General features: G+C 73.7%; 13 protein-coding genes. 5 read left to right on the top strand and 8 right to left on the bottom strand.

Annotated elements, in window-relative coordinates; genetic code table 11:
- Positions 1-5: 5 nt before the first annotated feature.
- On the bottom strand, positions 6-713 hold the full coding sequence (locus AB0C33_RS35710) for a helix-turn-helix domain-containing protein (protein ID WP_358295564.1): 708 nt from the start codon (positions 711-713) through the stop codon (positions 6-8).
- A gap of 99 nt (positions 714-812) precedes the next feature.
- Between AB0C33_RS35710 and AB0C33_RS35705 the strand changes: the two genes are divergently transcribed.
- Entirely contained in the window at positions 813-1,763 is a 951-nt protein-coding gene (locus tag AB0C33_RS35705; protein ID WP_358295562.1) for an NADP-dependent oxidoreductase, read from the top strand.
- A gap of 63 nt (positions 1,764-1,826) precedes the next feature.
- Here AB0C33_RS35705 and AB0C33_RS35700 read toward each other — a convergent pair whose 3' ends face one another.
- Positions 1,827-3,110, bottom strand: coding sequence for an acyltransferase (locus AB0C33_RS35700; RefSeq protein WP_358295559.1), 1,284 nt, complete (start codon positions 3,108-3,110; stop codon positions 1,827-1,829).
- 239 nt (positions 3,111-3,349) lie between these two features.
- Between AB0C33_RS35700 and AB0C33_RS35695 the strand changes: the two genes are divergently transcribed.
- Together AB0C33_RS35695 and AB0C33_RS35690 are read left to right on the top strand one after the other, a co-directional pair.
- Positions 3,350-4,135: a tryptophan 2,3-dioxygenase family protein gene (locus AB0C33_RS35695; protein ID WP_358295557.1), complete on the top strand. Its 786-nt coding sequence runs from the start codon at positions 3,350-3,352 to the stop codon at positions 4,133-4,135.
- On the top strand, positions 4,132-5,343 hold the full coding sequence (locus AB0C33_RS35690) for an aminotransferase class V-fold PLP-dependent enzyme (RefSeq protein ID WP_358295554.1): 1,212 nt from the start codon (positions 4,132-4,134) through the stop codon (positions 5,341-5,343). The genes AB0C33_RS35695 and AB0C33_RS35690 overlap by 4 nt, the downstream gene beginning before the upstream one ends.
- Positions 5,344-5,467: 124 nt before the next feature.
- Here the strand turns inward: AB0C33_RS35690 and AB0C33_RS35685 are convergent, their stop codons facing one another.
- The 3 genes from AB0C33_RS35685 to AB0C33_RS35675 are packed head-to-tail and all read right to left on the bottom strand — an operon-like array spanning position 5,468 to position 8,549.
- Entirely contained in the window at positions 5,468-7,111 is a 1,644-nt protein-coding gene (locus AB0C33_RS35685; RefSeq protein ID WP_358295551.1) for a CoA-transferase, read from the bottom strand.
- Complete coding sequence (locus tag AB0C33_RS35680) at positions 7,108-7,872, bottom strand: enoyl-CoA hydratase/isomerase family protein (protein WP_358295548.1); 765 nt, start codon at positions 7,870-7,872, stop codon at positions 7,108-7,110. The genes AB0C33_RS35685 and AB0C33_RS35680 overlap by 4 nt, the downstream gene beginning before the upstream one ends.
- A complete protein-coding gene (locus tag AB0C33_RS35675; RefSeq protein WP_358295545.1) occupies positions 7,872-8,549 on the bottom strand; it encodes an FkbM family methyltransferase in 678 nt (225 codons plus the stop codon). The genes AB0C33_RS35680 and AB0C33_RS35675 overlap by 1 nt, the downstream gene beginning before the upstream one ends.
- Before the next feature lie 237 nt (positions 8,550-8,786).
- Here AB0C33_RS35675 and AB0C33_RS35670 point away from each other — a divergent pair, with 237 nt between their 5' ends.
- The gene (locus AB0C33_RS35670; protein WP_358295542.1) at positions 8,787-9,656 is read left to right on the top strand and encodes an arylamine N-acetyltransferase; all 870 of its coding nucleotides are present in this window, start codon (positions 8,787-8,789) and stop codon (positions 9,654-9,656) included.
- 21 nt (positions 9,657-9,677) lie between these two features.
- Here AB0C33_RS35670 and AB0C33_RS35665 read toward each other — a convergent pair whose 3' ends face one another.
- Positions 9,678-10,076: a VOC family protein gene (locus AB0C33_RS35665; RefSeq protein WP_358295539.1), complete on the bottom strand. Its 399-nt coding sequence runs from the start codon at positions 10,074-10,076 to the stop codon at positions 9,678-9,680.
- Between the two features lie 95 nt (positions 10,077-10,171).
- On the opposite strand from AB0C33_RS35665, the gene AB0C33_RS35660 reads away from it, so the two are divergent.
- Positions 10,172-11,281 (top strand): WYL domain-containing protein, encoded by a 1,110-nt coding sequence (locus AB0C33_RS35660; RefSeq protein WP_358295536.1) that lies wholly within the window; start codon positions 10,172-10,174, stop codon positions 11,279-11,281.
- A 27-nt stretch (positions 11,282-11,308) separates the two neighbouring features.
- Here the strand turns inward: AB0C33_RS35660 and AB0C33_RS35655 are convergent, their stop codons facing one another.
- Positions 11,309-11,974, bottom strand: coding sequence for a nitroreductase (locus AB0C33_RS35655; RefSeq protein ID WP_358295533.1), 666 nt, complete (start codon positions 11,972-11,974; stop codon positions 11,309-11,311).
- A gap of 14 nt (positions 11,975-11,988) precedes the next feature.
- Positions 11,989-13,398, bottom strand: coding sequence for a serine hydrolase domain-containing protein (locus tag AB0C33_RS35650; protein ID WP_358295531.1), 1,410 nt, complete (start codon positions 13,396-13,398; stop codon positions 11,989-11,991).
- Positions 13,399-13,607 lie beyond the last annotated feature (209 nt).

The following is a 13,607-nucleotide window of genomic DNA, read 5'->3' as shown; positions in this document are numbered from 1 at the left end:
GCTGCTCACCCCAGGTCGCCGTCCGGGCCGGGGGCGGGGCGGGTGAGGCGGACCATGGCCCGGTACAGGGCGGTGGGCGCGGGGGTCGGCTCCAGCGGGGGCAGGTCGGCGCCGGGGGCGGCGTAGGCGCGCAGCATCTGGCCGACGAGGCGGCGCCAGGTGTCCGGGGCGGCGTCCCCGGTGGCGGCGATGACACCGGCGTTGGCCATCAGCAGGATGACCATGTCCTGGTCGGTGAAGTCCGCCCGCAGGCGGCCGGTGGCCTTGGCGCGCTCGATGAGGTCGAGGAAGCCGTGGTAGGCCGCGGCCCGGCGCTTCTCCAGGGCCTTGGCCGCGGGGAAGGTCATGGCCAGCACGTCGGCGAAGCCGCGGTCGGCGGCCTGCATGGCGCACACGGCCTGGACGTAGCCGACGAAGCCGTGCCAGGGGTCGGGGTCGGCCAGCGCCTGCGCGACGGCGGCGGCGTAGGCGTCCATGCGGTCGGCGAAGACGGCGTTGATGAGCTCCTCGCGGGTGGCGAAGCGGCGCGACAGGGTGGCCTTGCCGACCCCGGCGGCACGGGCGATGCAGGCCATGGAGACGCCGAGGCCGTGGCTGGCGTACAGGCGGCGGGCGGTGGCCACGATGCGTTCGCGGTTGCGCTCGGCGTCGGCGCGCAGGCCCGACCCGGGCTGCTCGCCGGAGGGTTCGGAGGCGTCGGCGGGATGATCCATGCCTCCATCCTACCCAAGTGGAACGACCTACCCATTTTCTTTGTTACGCTGGCAGAACGAAACGGGTAGCCCGTTCCACTTTTCTGAGAGGTGCAGCTCATGCGTGCTGTCATGCTGAACTCCGTCCCCGCCGACCCGGCCCTGGCCGACCTGCCCGTCCCGCGGCCGGAGGCCGGCGAGGTGCTGGTGAAGGTCACCGCCTCCGCGGTCAACGGCTTCGACCTGGCCGTGGCCGCCGGCTATCTGCAGCAGATGATGGAGCACCGGTTCCCGCTGGTGGTGGGCAAGGACTTCGCCGGCACCGTCGAGGCGCTCGGCGAAGGCGCCGAGGGCTTTACCGTCGGGCAGCCGGTCTTCGGCGTGGTGATGAAGCCGTTCCTCGGCCCCGGCTCGCTGGCCGAGTACGTGACCGTGTCCGCCGGTTACGGCATCGCCCCGCTCCCCCAGGGGCTGGCCGCCGCGGCGGCGGGCGCGCTGGGCCTGGCCGGCACCGCGGCGCTGGACAGCCTCGACGCCGTGGCCCCGGCCGAGGGCGAGACGGTGCTGATCTCCGGCGCCACCGGCGGCGTGGGCGCGCTGGCCGTGCAGCTGGCCGCCGCCCGCGGCGCCCGGGTGATCGCCACCGCCCGTCCCGGCGCCGAGGCCGACTTCGTCACCGGGCTCACCGCCGCCGAGGTCGAGCTCGTCGACCACGGCGGCGACCTGTCCGCCCAGGTCCGCGCGCTGGCCCCGGCGGGCGTGGACGCCGTGCTGCACCTGGCGGGTGACGGCGCCGAGCTGGCGGGACTGCTGCGCGGCGGCGGCCGGCTCGCCTCGACCCTCGGCCTGACCCAGGACGCCGTCCAGGACGCCGTCCAAGGGGCCGCGGTCACCGTGCACACCGTCATGGCCGACCCGAACGCGCGGACCCTGAGCGAGCTGGCCGCCCGGGTCGCCGCCGGTGCGCTGCGGGTGCCGGTCACCGCCACCTACCCGCTGGAGCAGGCCCCCGAGGCGTTCGCCGCCTTCCGCGCGGGCACCCTCGGCAAGATCGCCATCACCTGCTCCTGACGTCCTCGGCCTGACCTGAACAGCCGCCGCGGCAAGGCCACCGCCCCGGCCACCCCCCAACCGCTAGACCGGGACGCGCGGGCTCTCGGCCGGGCGGCGCGGCTCGGTCTCGGCGCGCCGGGCCACCAGGCGCTCGCGCAGCCGCATCGCGGGCAGCTCGACCAGGTAGTAGCTGACCGTCGCGACCGCGACCGTGCCCACGAGCACCACCGCCAGCAGCTCCCAGAAGCCGGACTTGCCCATCACCACCGGCATCGGCACCGGCGGCGCGCCGAAGACGCTGCCGTTCTGCAGCCAGAGGTACTGCAGGATGAAGTGCCACAGGTAGACGCCGTAGGAGATGCGGCCGAAGAAGCGCATCGGACGGTTGGTGAGCACCGCGTCGATGACCTTCGAGTGCACGCCGGGCACCACCACCGGGGCGATGACCAGCAGCGCGAAGATCAGGAACAGCACCATCTCGGCCATCGCCTCGGGCACGGTGGCGTAGTCGGCCATGCCGGGCTTGCCGAACGGCCGGATGCAGTTGATCACGTAGACGACGGCCGCGCCCAGCCAGAACAGCAGCGGCCGGCGGGCCACCAGACGGTAGAAGGCGGGCGTGGTGTCCTTGGCCTCCGCGTACGCCGACAGGATGGCCAGGCCCATGCCGATGGCCAGGAAGCCGGTGAAGCCGATCACCCAGAAGTACTCGTACGGGAAGGGGCCCATCGACTCCAGGTGCGTGTACGCGGTCCAGGCCAGGCCGACGAGCACGAAGACGCCCAGCGGGACCAGCAGGCGGCGGGCCTTGGCGCCGGGGTCGGCGGCCTTCCTGGCGTACCGGTCGAAGATCCAGGCCAGGATGGGCAGCGCCAGGTAGAAGGTGACCTCGGCGGGCACGGTCCAGGTGGGCTCCAGCCCGGCGTAGCCCGCCTCGGGGCCCGGCACGTAGTAGTGCATGAGCAGCAGGGGGCTGAGCACGTACCAGAGGCCGTCGACGCTCTTGAGGTTGAGCAGCAGCAGCGCCGCCACGGCCACCAGCCAGTACGCGGGCAGGATCCGCAGCATGCGCTTGATCAGGTAGCCCTTGAGCTCAGGACGCGGCGTGCCGACGATCGTCGCCCTGGCGAACGGCCGGTACAACAGCAGGCCGGACATCACGAAGAAGGGCGGCAGCAGCACGTTGAGACCCTGGATCAGCACGGGCCAGATGCCGACGGACGGTTTGTCGTAAAAGCCGATGACGCCGGCGGCGAAGGCGACGTGCACCACGATCACGCCCAGTGCCAGATATCCGCGCAGCCCGTCGAGCCGAGGGGCACGTTTGCCGGGGCCGCCCCTCTTGATGATCTCCGGTGAGGTCATGGCATGTTTCCTCGCAGTTCGCTCGCTGATGGGGCTCGGCGCCCCCTCGGCGCCATCGTCACGCGGGGCCGCGGGCGGCCGCATCTCGTGTCGTGCTGAATTCCCCGTGCCGCCGGACGGCCTTTTCCACATCTTCCGAAATGCTTTTCCGGAGAATTGCAGGAAGCGGTCCCGGCGGGGCAGGTAGCTGCCCGGAAATGGCCTGTCGCCCGTTCCCCGGGGCGCGCATCGTTGGGGCCATGAGAGAAGACACCGTTCTGACGTACTCGTCCTACCTGGCGCTGGAGGAGATCCTCACGGCGCAGCGACCGGTTTCCGAGAGCCATGACGAGACCCTGTTCATCATCGTCCACCAGGTGTACGAGCTGTGGTTCAAACAATTGCTGCACGAATTCGCCGAGCTGCAACTCGAACTCGCCGGCGGATTCACCGCGCACGCCATGCGGACTTTGCACCGGTCCTTGAAGCTGATGCGGCTCGCGGTCTCCCAGATGGACGTCATGGAGACGATGACGCCGTTCCAGTTCGCCGCCTTCCGCGGCAAGCTGGGCACCAGCAGCGGCTTCCAGTCGGCGCAGTTCCGTGAGATCGAGGCGGTGCTGGGCCGGCGCGACGAGCGCATGCTGCTCGGCCAGGCCGAGGGCACCCCGGCCCGCGCCCGGATCGAGGCGGCGATGGCCAGGCCCACGCTGTACGACTCGCTGCTGACGTACCTGTACCTGCGTGGCTACGAGGTGCCGCAGGACCGGCTGCACCGCGACGTACGGCTGCCGCTGGAGCCGTCGGAGCCGGTGCAGGACCTGCTGCTGCGGGTCTACCGGGACGACACCGGCGCGGCCCAGCTCTGCGAGCGGCTGGTGGACCTGGACGAATGCCTCCAGGAGTGGCGGTACCGGCACCTGAAGATGGTCGAGCGCACCATCGGCGCCCGGCCGGGCACCGGCGGCTCCAGCGGCGGGGCGTACCTGCGGGCCTCGCTGACGCCGTCGTTCCCCGACCTGTGGGCGGTCAGGAGCATGGCATGAACGACATCTCGGGACGTCTGGCGCCGCACTACTCGGCCTTCCGCGCGGCGGACCGGCTGCTGCTCACCGGCCACTCCCACCAGGCCTGGCCGGACGTGGCGCTGGCCGGGCAGATCGAGGCGTTCGACGACGCCGCCAGGGACGTGGACGACAAGTGGGCCGCCGCGTTCAAGAAGGCCGACCGGGTCAGGGAGGGGTTCCGGCTCTTCCTCGGCGACCCGTACGCCGAGCTGGCCCTCGGGTCCAGCACGCACGAGCTGGTGCTGCGCTTCCTGTCGGCGCTGGACCTGCGTGGCCGGCCCCGGCTGGTCACCTCCGGCGGCGAGTTCCACACGCTGCGGCGCCAGCTCGCCCGGCTGGCCGAGGAGGGGGTGGAGGTGGTCGTCGTCCCGCCGGAGCCGGTGGGCACGCTGGCCGCGCGGCTGGCGGACGCGGCCGACGGGCGCACGGCCGCCGTCCTGGTCTCGGCGGTGCTGTTCGAGACGGCCAGGATCGTGCCGGAGCTGGACGAGCTCGCCGCCGCCTGCCGTTCGCGGGGGGCCGAGCTGCTGGTGGACGCCTACCACGCGCTGGGCGTGGTGCCGTTCTCGACGGCGGGCCTGGACTCGGCCTGGGTGGTGGCGGGCGGGTACAAGTACCTGCAGCTCGGGGAGGGCAACTGCGTGCTGCGGCTGCCGGCGCACGCCGACCGGCTGCGGCCGGTGGTGACCGGGTGGTACTCGGAGTTCGCCGAGCTGGCCGAGGACCCGCGGGCGGGCGGCCGGGTCGGCTACCCGGCGGGGGCGGCCCGGTTCGCGGGGGCGACCTACGACCCGGTGAGCCACTACCGGGCGGCCCGGGTGTTCGACTTCTTCGCCGCGCAGGGGCTGACGCCGCAGGTGCTGCGGGCGGTGTCGCTGCGGCAGCGCGGGCTGCTGGCGGCGCGCTTCGACGAGATCGGCGCGGCCGCGCACGTGGTCAGCCGGGACCTGGACGCCGCGCCCGAGGAGTTCGGCGGGTTCCTGGCGCTGCGCTCGCCGTACGCGGGACGGCTGCGGGCGGGGCTGGCGGCGCGGGGGGTGCAGGCCGACAGCCGGGGCGAGTACCTGCGGCTCGGGCCGGCGCCGTACCTGTCGGACGCGCTGCTGCACGCGGCCATGGACCGGCTCGCCGCGGAGATCCGCTCACTGCCGTCCGGCGCGACGGCCGGCGCGAGGCGAGCGGCGTGAACCGGAGGGACGGCCGGGGGCGACCGGGCGTGAGGCGAGCGGCGTGGACCGGAGGGGGTGGCGGCCCACAGCCGGGCACCCGCCCCCGGCCCCGGCCCCGGTCCGGCCTTGCACCCGCCGACGGTCAGGGGCGGAAGAGGGCCGGGTCCATGGGGACGAGCGACGGCGAGACGCGGACCGGGAAGCCGATCTGGTCGAGCACGTCGCGGCGCAGGTCCACGCCGGGCGCGAGCTCCACCAGCTCCAGGCCGCCGGTGGTGACGTCGAAGACGGCCCGCTCGGTGACGACGCGGGCCCACTGCCCGCGCCGCACCCCCTCGCCCAGCCGGTACGTGACGTGACCGGCCCGCGGCACCAGCTTGCGCACCCGCCCTTCGGCCAGGATCCGCAGCGCGCCGTCGGCGCAGCTCACCCGGAGGCCGTCGGTGGTCAGCGTGCCGGCGAAGACCAGCCGCGTGGCGTTGTGCGCGATGTCCACGAACCCGCCGGCGCCGGGGTTGGCCGCGCCGAACCGGCTGACGTTCACGTTGCCCTCGGCGTCGATCTGGGCGAAGGCGAGCGCGGCGAACGGGCAGCCGCCGCCGTCGATGAAGTCGAACTGCGAGGGCCCGTCGAGCAGCGCCCGCGGCGAGTAGTTCGCCGAGAACTGCCAGCCGCTCATCACGATGCCGCCGAAGGAGCCGTGCTCGGTGGTGAACAGGTGCTCGTCCAGGCGGCCGTCGTCCAGCAGGCCGTCCTCGGCCATGGCCAGGACGGCGTCGGAGGAGGCGCCGAACCCGAAGATCGAGGTCTCCCCCGGCCTGACCTCCCTGGCGACCCGGCGGGCGATCACCTTGTCCGGGCCGGACGGCAGCCGCGGCACCCGCGCGACGGCGTCGGGCACGTGCCGGAGGTAGCCGGGGTCGTGCCGCACGCCGGTGGTCATGGGCGCGTCCGGAACCACGACGACCCGGTCGACGAGCGCCCCGGGCACGCGCATCTCGCGCGCGGGCGACGAGCCGGCGGGCACGATCCGCGACACCTGCGCGATCACGGTGCCGCCGCACGCCTTCACCGCGAGGGCGATCGCCAGCGCGCTGGAGAACAGCGGCTGGTCCTCGAAGGACAGGTTGCCGTCGGGGTCGGCGGCGCTCGCCCGGACCAGTCCGGCGTGCAGCGGCCAGGACGGGTAGAACAGGTACTCCTCGCCACCCAGCTCGACCAGCTCCACCAGGTCCTCCTGGGCCAGGCGGGTGAACCTGCCGCCGCCGTGCCGAGGGTCGGCGTACGTGCCGAGGCCGACGCGGGTCAGGTAGCCGGGGCCGCGCCGGGCCACCTCGCGCAGCCAGTGCATGGCGGCGCCCATCGGCCAGCTGTACGCCTCGACGAGGTCGTTCTGGATCAGCTCGGTCAGGGCGGGGCGGGCGCCGGTCACCGGGTGGCGGGGGTTGATGAACGAGGCGGACACGATGCGGCGCATCAGGCCCTTCCTGGCCACGTGGTCCATGCCGCCGATGCCGACGGCGTCCCCGGTGGCGCAGGGGAAGTAGAAGGTCAGCTCGCGCGGGGCGCCGGTGGCGGCGAAGCGCTCGCCGAGCGCGGCCAGCAGGGCGTCGGGGGTGAGCCAGCCGATGACGCCGGTGCTGGCGACCGCTTGGTGGTCCTCGATGAGCGCGACGGCCTCGGCCACCCCGCACACCTTGCCCGTCCGGCCGCCCGCGACCAGCTCAGGGCCCTGGTCCGGGGCCTGCTCCGGGCCCTGGTCAGGGGCCTGGTCCGGGGCGGTCATGGGCGGGCTCCGAAGCGGGCCAGGCTCTCGCGGGCCGCGGCGGAGGCGCAGTCGGCGCCGAACATCCAGGCCGTGCGCGCGTCGAGCGTCTCGGCGGGCCCGCTCACCGCGTCGGTCAGCGCCCGCTTGGCGGAGGCGACCGCGTGCGGGGGCAGCGCGGCCAGCCCCGCCGCCACCTCCAGCGCGCACGCCAGCGCCTGCCCCGGCGCGGCCAGCTCGTCGGCGCCGCCGATCCCGTGCAGCTCGCGGCCGGTCAGCGGGCGGTCGCCCCAGACCAGCCGCCGCGCGGCGACCGGCCCGACCCGGGCGGCCAGGCTCTGGATTCCCCAGGGCGGCACCCAGCCGAGCCGCACCTCAGGCAGGTGCCAGCGGGCGTCCTCGGCGGTGACCACCACGTCGCAGCCGGTGGCCAGCAGGAAGCCGCCGCCGAGCGCGAAGCCCTCGACGGCGGCCACCACGGGGATGCCGAGATGCTGGACGGCCCTGGCCACGCGCCCGGTGTCGGCCTCGTGCCGCACCATGCCCTCACGCGTCATCCCGGACAGCTCCTTCAGGTCCGAACCCGCGCAGAACCCCGGCGGCGCGCCCGTCAGCACGGCGGCGCGCACCCCGGGGTCGTCGTCCAGCTCGGCCAGCGCGGAGCCGAGCGCCGCGACCAGCCCGGACCCGAGCGCGTTGCGCACGCGGGGCCGGTCGAGCCGCAGGACGGCCACCGCCCCGCGGCGCTCGCACGCCAGGCCCCCGTCCGACGGCCGGTCCATCAGAACGGGGTGGGCCAGGGGGCCAGCCAGGCGACGTCCACGACGCCGGGACGCTGGTGCGGCCAGGCGGCCACCTCGCGCCAGCCGTGCGCCGTCATGTGCTCGGCGATGCTGTCGAGGGTCGAGCCGCCGCTGTAGCGGGCCGTCACGCTGCCCTCGATGACGGCGAGCCGCAGCCGGCTCAGGTCGGTCCCGGCCAGCACCTCCAGTTCGGCGCCCTGGGCGTCCACCACCAGCACGTTGCAGCCGTGCTGCACCTCGCTGACGGGGATCACCGGGACGACGTCCTGCCGGACGACGGCCATGGGCAGCAGCGGCGGCAGCATGCTGGACTGCTTGTCGTAGGGGGTGACGTTGAGCGTGGCCTGGCCGCGTTCCCGGCCGGCGCACGCCGCCACGACCTCGCGGGCCGGGTGGCCGTGCTCGGGCTCGGGCAGCCCGGCGGCCAGGTGGTGCAGCCGGAGCTGCTCGCGCAGCGCGGGCAGGTGGTCGCCGTTGGGCTCCATCATGACCAGGCGGCGGAACCCGCACCTGGTGAGCGCCTCCACCTCCTGGCCCCGGTGCGCGCCCACCTGGATCGCCCCTTCGGCCGGCAATCCCAGCTTGTCCAGCAGGTCGGGCAGGTGATCCTCCCATCGGGCGCTCACCCGCTCCGGTGCGACAGTCTGGTTGCGCATCTGGTCGTCTCCTCCCGGTGAACCGCTCAGGGCAGCGTCATCGTGGTCATCGTCGGTCGCGGCCGCGCGCCGCCGCATCTCGTGGATTGCGCGGTACGTCCGCCCGCCGTCCCGCATCGCCGTCCCGCATCGCCGCCGTGCATCGCCGCCGTGCATCGCCGCCGGGCGAGCAATCCGCGAGGTGCGGGACGGCCGCGCGGCGGACCACGATGGACGCGGCGACCGAAGGGAGGGCCCATGCGGCGAACTCGTGACCGTGACCTGAACGCCTACCTCGACCGGCTGGACGTCGGCGACCCCGGCGAGCCGTCACTCCCGGCGCTGCGCGCCCTGCACCGCGCGCACGTGGAGCGAGTGCCGTACGAGACCTTGGAGGTTCAGCTCGGCCGGCGGATCACCGTGGACCCGCGCGAGTCGGTCGAGCGGGTGCTGCGCGGGCGCGGCGGCTACTGCGTGCAGCTCAACGGCGCGTTCGCCACGCTGCTGACCGTGCTCGGCTACGACGTCACCTGGCATCGGGCCGGGGTGCAGGCCGCCGTCCGGGCGCCCGCCTCGCCGGCGTCGTTCGCGCCGCACCTCGCGCTCACCGTCGCCCTCGACGGGCAGGACTGGCTGGTGGACATCGGGCTCGGCGACGGGCTGCACGAGCCGCTGCCGCTGCGGGCGGGGACGTACCGGCAGGGGCCGTTCGAGTTCCGGCTGTCCGCCTCGGACGTGGAGCCCGGCGGCTGGCGGTTCGACCACGACCCGCGCGGGTCGATCGCCGGGCTGGACGTCGAGCGGGCCCCCGCCGAGCCCGGGGACTTCGTGGAGTGGCATCCGTACCTGTGCACGTCGCCCGAGTCCCGGCTGGTGCGGGCCGCCGTCGTGCTGCGGCGCGACGCGACGGGCGCCGACTGCCTGGTGGGCTGCATGTTGCGCCGGATCGGCGCGGACGGCAGGACCGAGCGGGAGCTGTCCACCCGGCGGGAGTGGTTCGGGGCCCTGGAGGAGGTGTTCGGGCTGCGCCTCGACGACGTCAACGGCGCCGAACGCGAGGCCCTGTGGACCAAGGTCCGCGACGCCCACCTGGCCTGGCAGTCCCGCCGCCGCACCCCCGCCGCCTGACCCCGCCCGCTGGTTTTCTGATCAGCGGGCGGATCTCGCCACGGCGGCCGGGGTGACCGGGGTGAAGAAGTTGACGAGATTGCCGTCGGGGTCGCGGAACAGCAGTGACCGGTTGCCCCAGGGCATCGTGGTGGGCTCGTTGACGAAGTCGGTGACGAAGCCGGTCAGGTTCTCGTACACGCGGTCCACGTCGTCCACCAGGAACTCGACGATCACGCTGTGGTTGTCGGCCGGGCGGGAGGAGCCCGGGGCGAACAGCGGGACGGTGCGGGTGCTCGCGATCGCCAGCGTGGCGGTGCCGGTCCTGATCTCGGCGAAGTCCTCGGTGGACCAGGTCGCCGGGGTCCCGGTGGCCTGCTCGTAGAACCCGGCGAGGCGGGCGACGTCGTCGGTGATGATGCGGATCGATACGAAGTTCATGACGTTCCTTCAGTGTTCGTGCAGCTCTTGGCACCCCGCACGGTACGACTGATACTGGACGGATTCGGTCCACTATTCGCCATAGGCTCGTATTCATGTCGCCACCCACCGGTCGTGTGCTCACGCTCCTGGAGTTGTTGCAGTCGGGCGGCGTCCGGACGATGGCCGAACTGGCCGACCGGCTCGGCGTGGACGGCCGTACCGTGCGGCGGTACGTCGGTCAGCTCGTCGACCTCGGGCTGCCGGTCGAGTCGGTGCGCGGCCGTTACGGCGGCTATCGTCTCGCCCGCGGTTACCGCCTGCCGCCGCTCATGCTCGACGACGACGAGGCGCTGGCCGTGCTGCTCGGCCTGATCGCCAACCGGCGTACGGCGGGCGACGCGGGGGACACGGCGAGCGACACGGCGAGCGACACGGCGAGCGAGACGGCGGCCGCGAAGATCCGCCGGGTGCTGCCGGAACGGCTCGTCCGCAGACTCGACGCGCTCATGGAGTCCCTCGCCTTCACCGGCCCGTCCGGCAGGCCCGCCGGCCCGGACGGCGCCGTCCTGCTCACGATCGCCGACGCCGTACGGCACCGCCGGCCCGTCTCGATCCGGTACGCCGACCGCGTCGGCCGGCGCAGTGACCGCACGCTGCACCCGTACGGGATCGTCAGCCACGCGGGCCGCTGGTACGTCACCGGCGAGGACCCGGGCCTCGGCGAGGAGCGGACCTTCCGCCTCGACCGCGTCGCAGACGCCCGCGCCCTGCCAGGCTCGTTCGAGGCGCCTGCTGGACGCGCTGCGCCGGATCCGGCGCAGCGCGTCCTGTCGGGGTTCGCCACCGCGTCCTACCGGCACGAGGTGACCCTGCGGATCCACGGGACGGCCGAGCAGATCCGCACCCGCCTGCCCGCCGCCGTCGCCACCATGGAGGAGATCACCGACGAGCCCGCCCTCGATACCACTGACGACCCCGCTGACGCCCCCGCTGACGACCCCGCTGAGGAGCCCGCTGGGGAGCCCGCCGGGGAGCCCGCCGGGGAGGCCGGGCCGGCGGGCGAGCGCTGGTGGCGGGTCGAGCTGCGGGCCGAACGGCTCGACTGGCTGCCCGGCGTGCTCGCCGCGCTCGACCGCCCGTTCGTCATCGAGCGTCCCGATGAGCTGCGCGACCTCGTCCTCGCCGTCGCCGGCCGCCTCGCCTCCCGCGCCCGCCGATCCTGACCGCCCGCCGATCCCGACCGCCTGGCGTCACACTCCGACGAAGCTCACCGTCTCGGCCAGGTCGGCCCGCCCGGTACGCAGCCGCGGCACGTCCTCCCTCTCGAAGCCCACCGCGACCCCACAGAGCAGGACAAGCCCGTCATGGGCGCCGACGGTCCGGCTGACGGTCTCGCGGTACATCGTCCACATCACCTGGGGGCAGCTGTGCACCCCTTCCGCCCTCAGCAGCAACATGACCGTCTGCAGGTACATCCCCGCGTCCGCCCACTGCCCGGGGCCCATCGCCCGGTCGAGGTAGCAGAACAGGACGACCGGCGCCCCGAACGCCGCCGAGTTCAAGGCGGCGATCCGCCGCGGCCGGTCGGGGGCGTCGCGCTCGATCCCCAGCGCCTTGTACCGCTGGTCGGCGGCGGCGGCGAACCGGTCCAGGTACGGCGAGGTCAGCTCGGCCGGGTACATCGGGTACTCCCGCTCGTCACCCGGGTCGCCCGCCAGCGCCCTGGCCGTCGCCCGCCGTTTCAGCTCGGCCAGCGGCTCACCGGCCACGACGTACAGCCGCCACGGCTGAAGGTTCCCGCTCGACGGGGCCCGCGTCGCGGCGGTCAGCACGCGTTCGAGCACCTCCTTGGGGACCGGCTCGTCGCTGAACGCCCGCACCGCCCGGCGGCTGTCCACGGCCTCGTACACGTCCATGCCTTCTCGCCCTCTCACGTCAACCTGCCCGTGCGGGCCGCGGCGAGCAGCCGTGCGGCCGTCACCGCCGCGCCCGCGACCGCGGCCGTCACCAACCAGATCATGAACGTCGGATACAGATAGACCACCTGGATCCACATGATGTCGCCACCCCGCAGGAGCACCCGCATGATCGGGACGATCGTGACGCACAACGCGAGCGGGGCCAGCAGCGGCAGCAGCCGCGACCGCCGCCACCCCACGCACCTGACGGCCCAGCGCCGGGAGCGGGCCACGCCCCGTACGGCCAGCCCGACGGTCGCGAGGGTCAGCAGGACGAACAGGATGTCGGTGCCGAGGTAGGGCGGCGAGGAGGGGATCTCGGGTGTGCCTCCCTCGATCAGGGCGACCAGGCCGTCCATGAGGGCGCCGGCGTCGCCGAAGGCCGTCCCGGTGTTCGCCATGACCGCGACGCCGTACCCCCGCTCCGGCATCAGCAGCTGGGCGGCCGTGGAGGTGAACAGGTCGCCGTCGTGCCGGACGACGGGGGTGCCGCGCGCGGTCTCGCCGATCTCCCAGCCGAGGGCGTACTCCCCGTCCTGCTCGGACGGCGTGCGCATCTCCTTGACGCTTCGCGGGGAGAGGATGCCGTCGTTCTGCGCGATCAGCCATCGGGCCATGTCGCCGGCGGTGCTGAGGATCCCGCCCGAGCCGTTGCCGAACCCGGGCGGCTCCGGCACGGCGACGGCCCGGCCGAGCACGACCAGATGGCCGCGGGCGCTGCCGGGCAGGTCGCGGTCGGTGTCGACCGTCCTGCTGTGGCGCATGCCGAGGGGCGTGAAGACGTTCTCGTGCAGGTACGCCGCGAACGGCTGCCCGCTCACCACCTCGACCAGCCGCGCGGCGACCTGGTAGTTGGTGTTGTGGTAGCTGAAGGCGGTGCCCGGCTCCGCGGCGAGCCGGGCCGTCCTCAGCCGGGCCACGGCGCCTTCGAGCGTGCGGGGCTGGGGCAGGCTCTTCTCGCGGAAGGCCGAGTCGGCCATGCCGGAGGTCTGGTTGAGCAACTGCCGCACGGTGATCCGGGCGGCCCTGGGATCGGCCATGGTGAACTCGGGCAGGTAACCGCGCACCGGCCTGTCCAGCTCGACCTGGCCTTTCTCCATCAGTTGCAGGACGGCGAGCGAGGTGAAGGACTTGCTGACCGACGCCACGGCCATGGGTGTGTCCGTCGTCACCGGCTCGCCGGAGGCGGTCCGGCCGTACCCGGCGGCGTGGACGACCTGCCTGCCCTTGGTGATCGCGACCGCGACCCCGGGGAGCCCGGTCGCCTCGCGGTACCTCGTGACGAAGGCGTCCACCGACGCGGGGGCGAGGTCCTGGGGCGGGGCCGGGCCGGACGCGAGCGGCAGGGCGAGGCAGAACACGGCGACGATGTCTCTGAGCACCCGCCCAACGCTATGGATCACCCTCGTTCCGCCACCATGGCGAAGTCCCTCCGCTTTTCCTACGGAAAACCGCCACTCCCTCGCGGAAGCCGGGCGGGCCCGCAAGCACTTCACCCCGGACGCCCCCTTGCCCGCACCCGCTGACCCGACTGGCGATTCGTCTGTTTCGCCGGAAATGAAACCTGCGGTGCGCAGGTGTCCCTGCTGGC

The organism is Nonomuraea sp. NPDC048881 (assembly GCF_040649795.1).
GTDB lineage: Bacteria > Actinomycetota > Actinomycetes > Streptosporangiales > Streptosporangiaceae > Nonomuraea.
This window is presented reverse-complemented; position numbering and strand designations above follow the sequence as displayed.

Bases quoted from the DNA above. Each gene is read 5' to 3' on its own strand.
- AB0C33_RS35670 (WP_358295542.1), top strand. From the start codon at position 8,787: ATGCGGCGAACTCGTGACCGTGACCTGAACGCCTACCTCGACCGGCTG.
- AB0C33_RS35700 (WP_358295559.1), bottom strand. From the start codon at position 3,110: ATGACCTCACCGGAGATCATCAAGAGGGGCGGCCCCGGCAAACGTGCC.
- AB0C33_RS35685 (WP_358295551.1), bottom strand. From the start codon at position 7,111: ATGACCGCCCCGGACCAGGCCCCTGACCAGGGCCCGGAGCAGGCCCCG.
- AB0C33_RS35695 (WP_358295557.1), top strand. From the start codon at position 3,350: ATGAGAGAAGACACCGTTCTGACGTACTCGTCCTACCTGGCGCTGGAG.
- AB0C33_RS35690 (WP_358295554.1), top strand. From the start codon at position 4,132: ATGAACGACATCTCGGGACGTCTGGCGCCGCACTACTCGGCCTTCCGC.
- AB0C33_RS35665 (WP_358295539.1), bottom strand. From the start codon at position 10,076: ATGAACTTCGTATCGATCCGCATCATCACCGACGACGTCGCCCGCCTC.
- AB0C33_RS35705 (WP_358295562.1), top strand. From the start codon at position 813: ATGCGTGCTGTCATGCTGAACTCCGTCCCCGCCGACCCGGCCCTGGCC.
- AB0C33_RS35680 (WP_358295548.1), bottom strand. From the start codon at position 7,872: ATGGACCGGCCGTCGGACGGGGGCCTGGCGTGCGAGCGCCGCGGGGCG.
- AB0C33_RS35675 (WP_358295545.1), bottom strand. From the start codon at position 8,549: ATGCGCAACCAGACTGTCGCACCGGAGCGGGTGAGCGCCCGATGGGAG.
- AB0C33_RS35710 (WP_358295564.1), bottom strand. From the start codon at position 713: ATGGATCATCCCGCCGACGCCTCCGAACCCTCCGGCGAGCAGCCCGGG.
- AB0C33_RS35655 (WP_358295533.1), bottom strand. From the start codon at position 11,974: ATGGACGTGTACGAGGCCGTGGACAGCCGCCGGGCGGTGCGGGCGTTC.
- AB0C33_RS35660 (WP_358295536.1), top strand. From the start codon at position 10,172: ATGTCGCCACCCACCGGTCGTGTGCTCACGCTCCTGGAGTTGTTGCAG.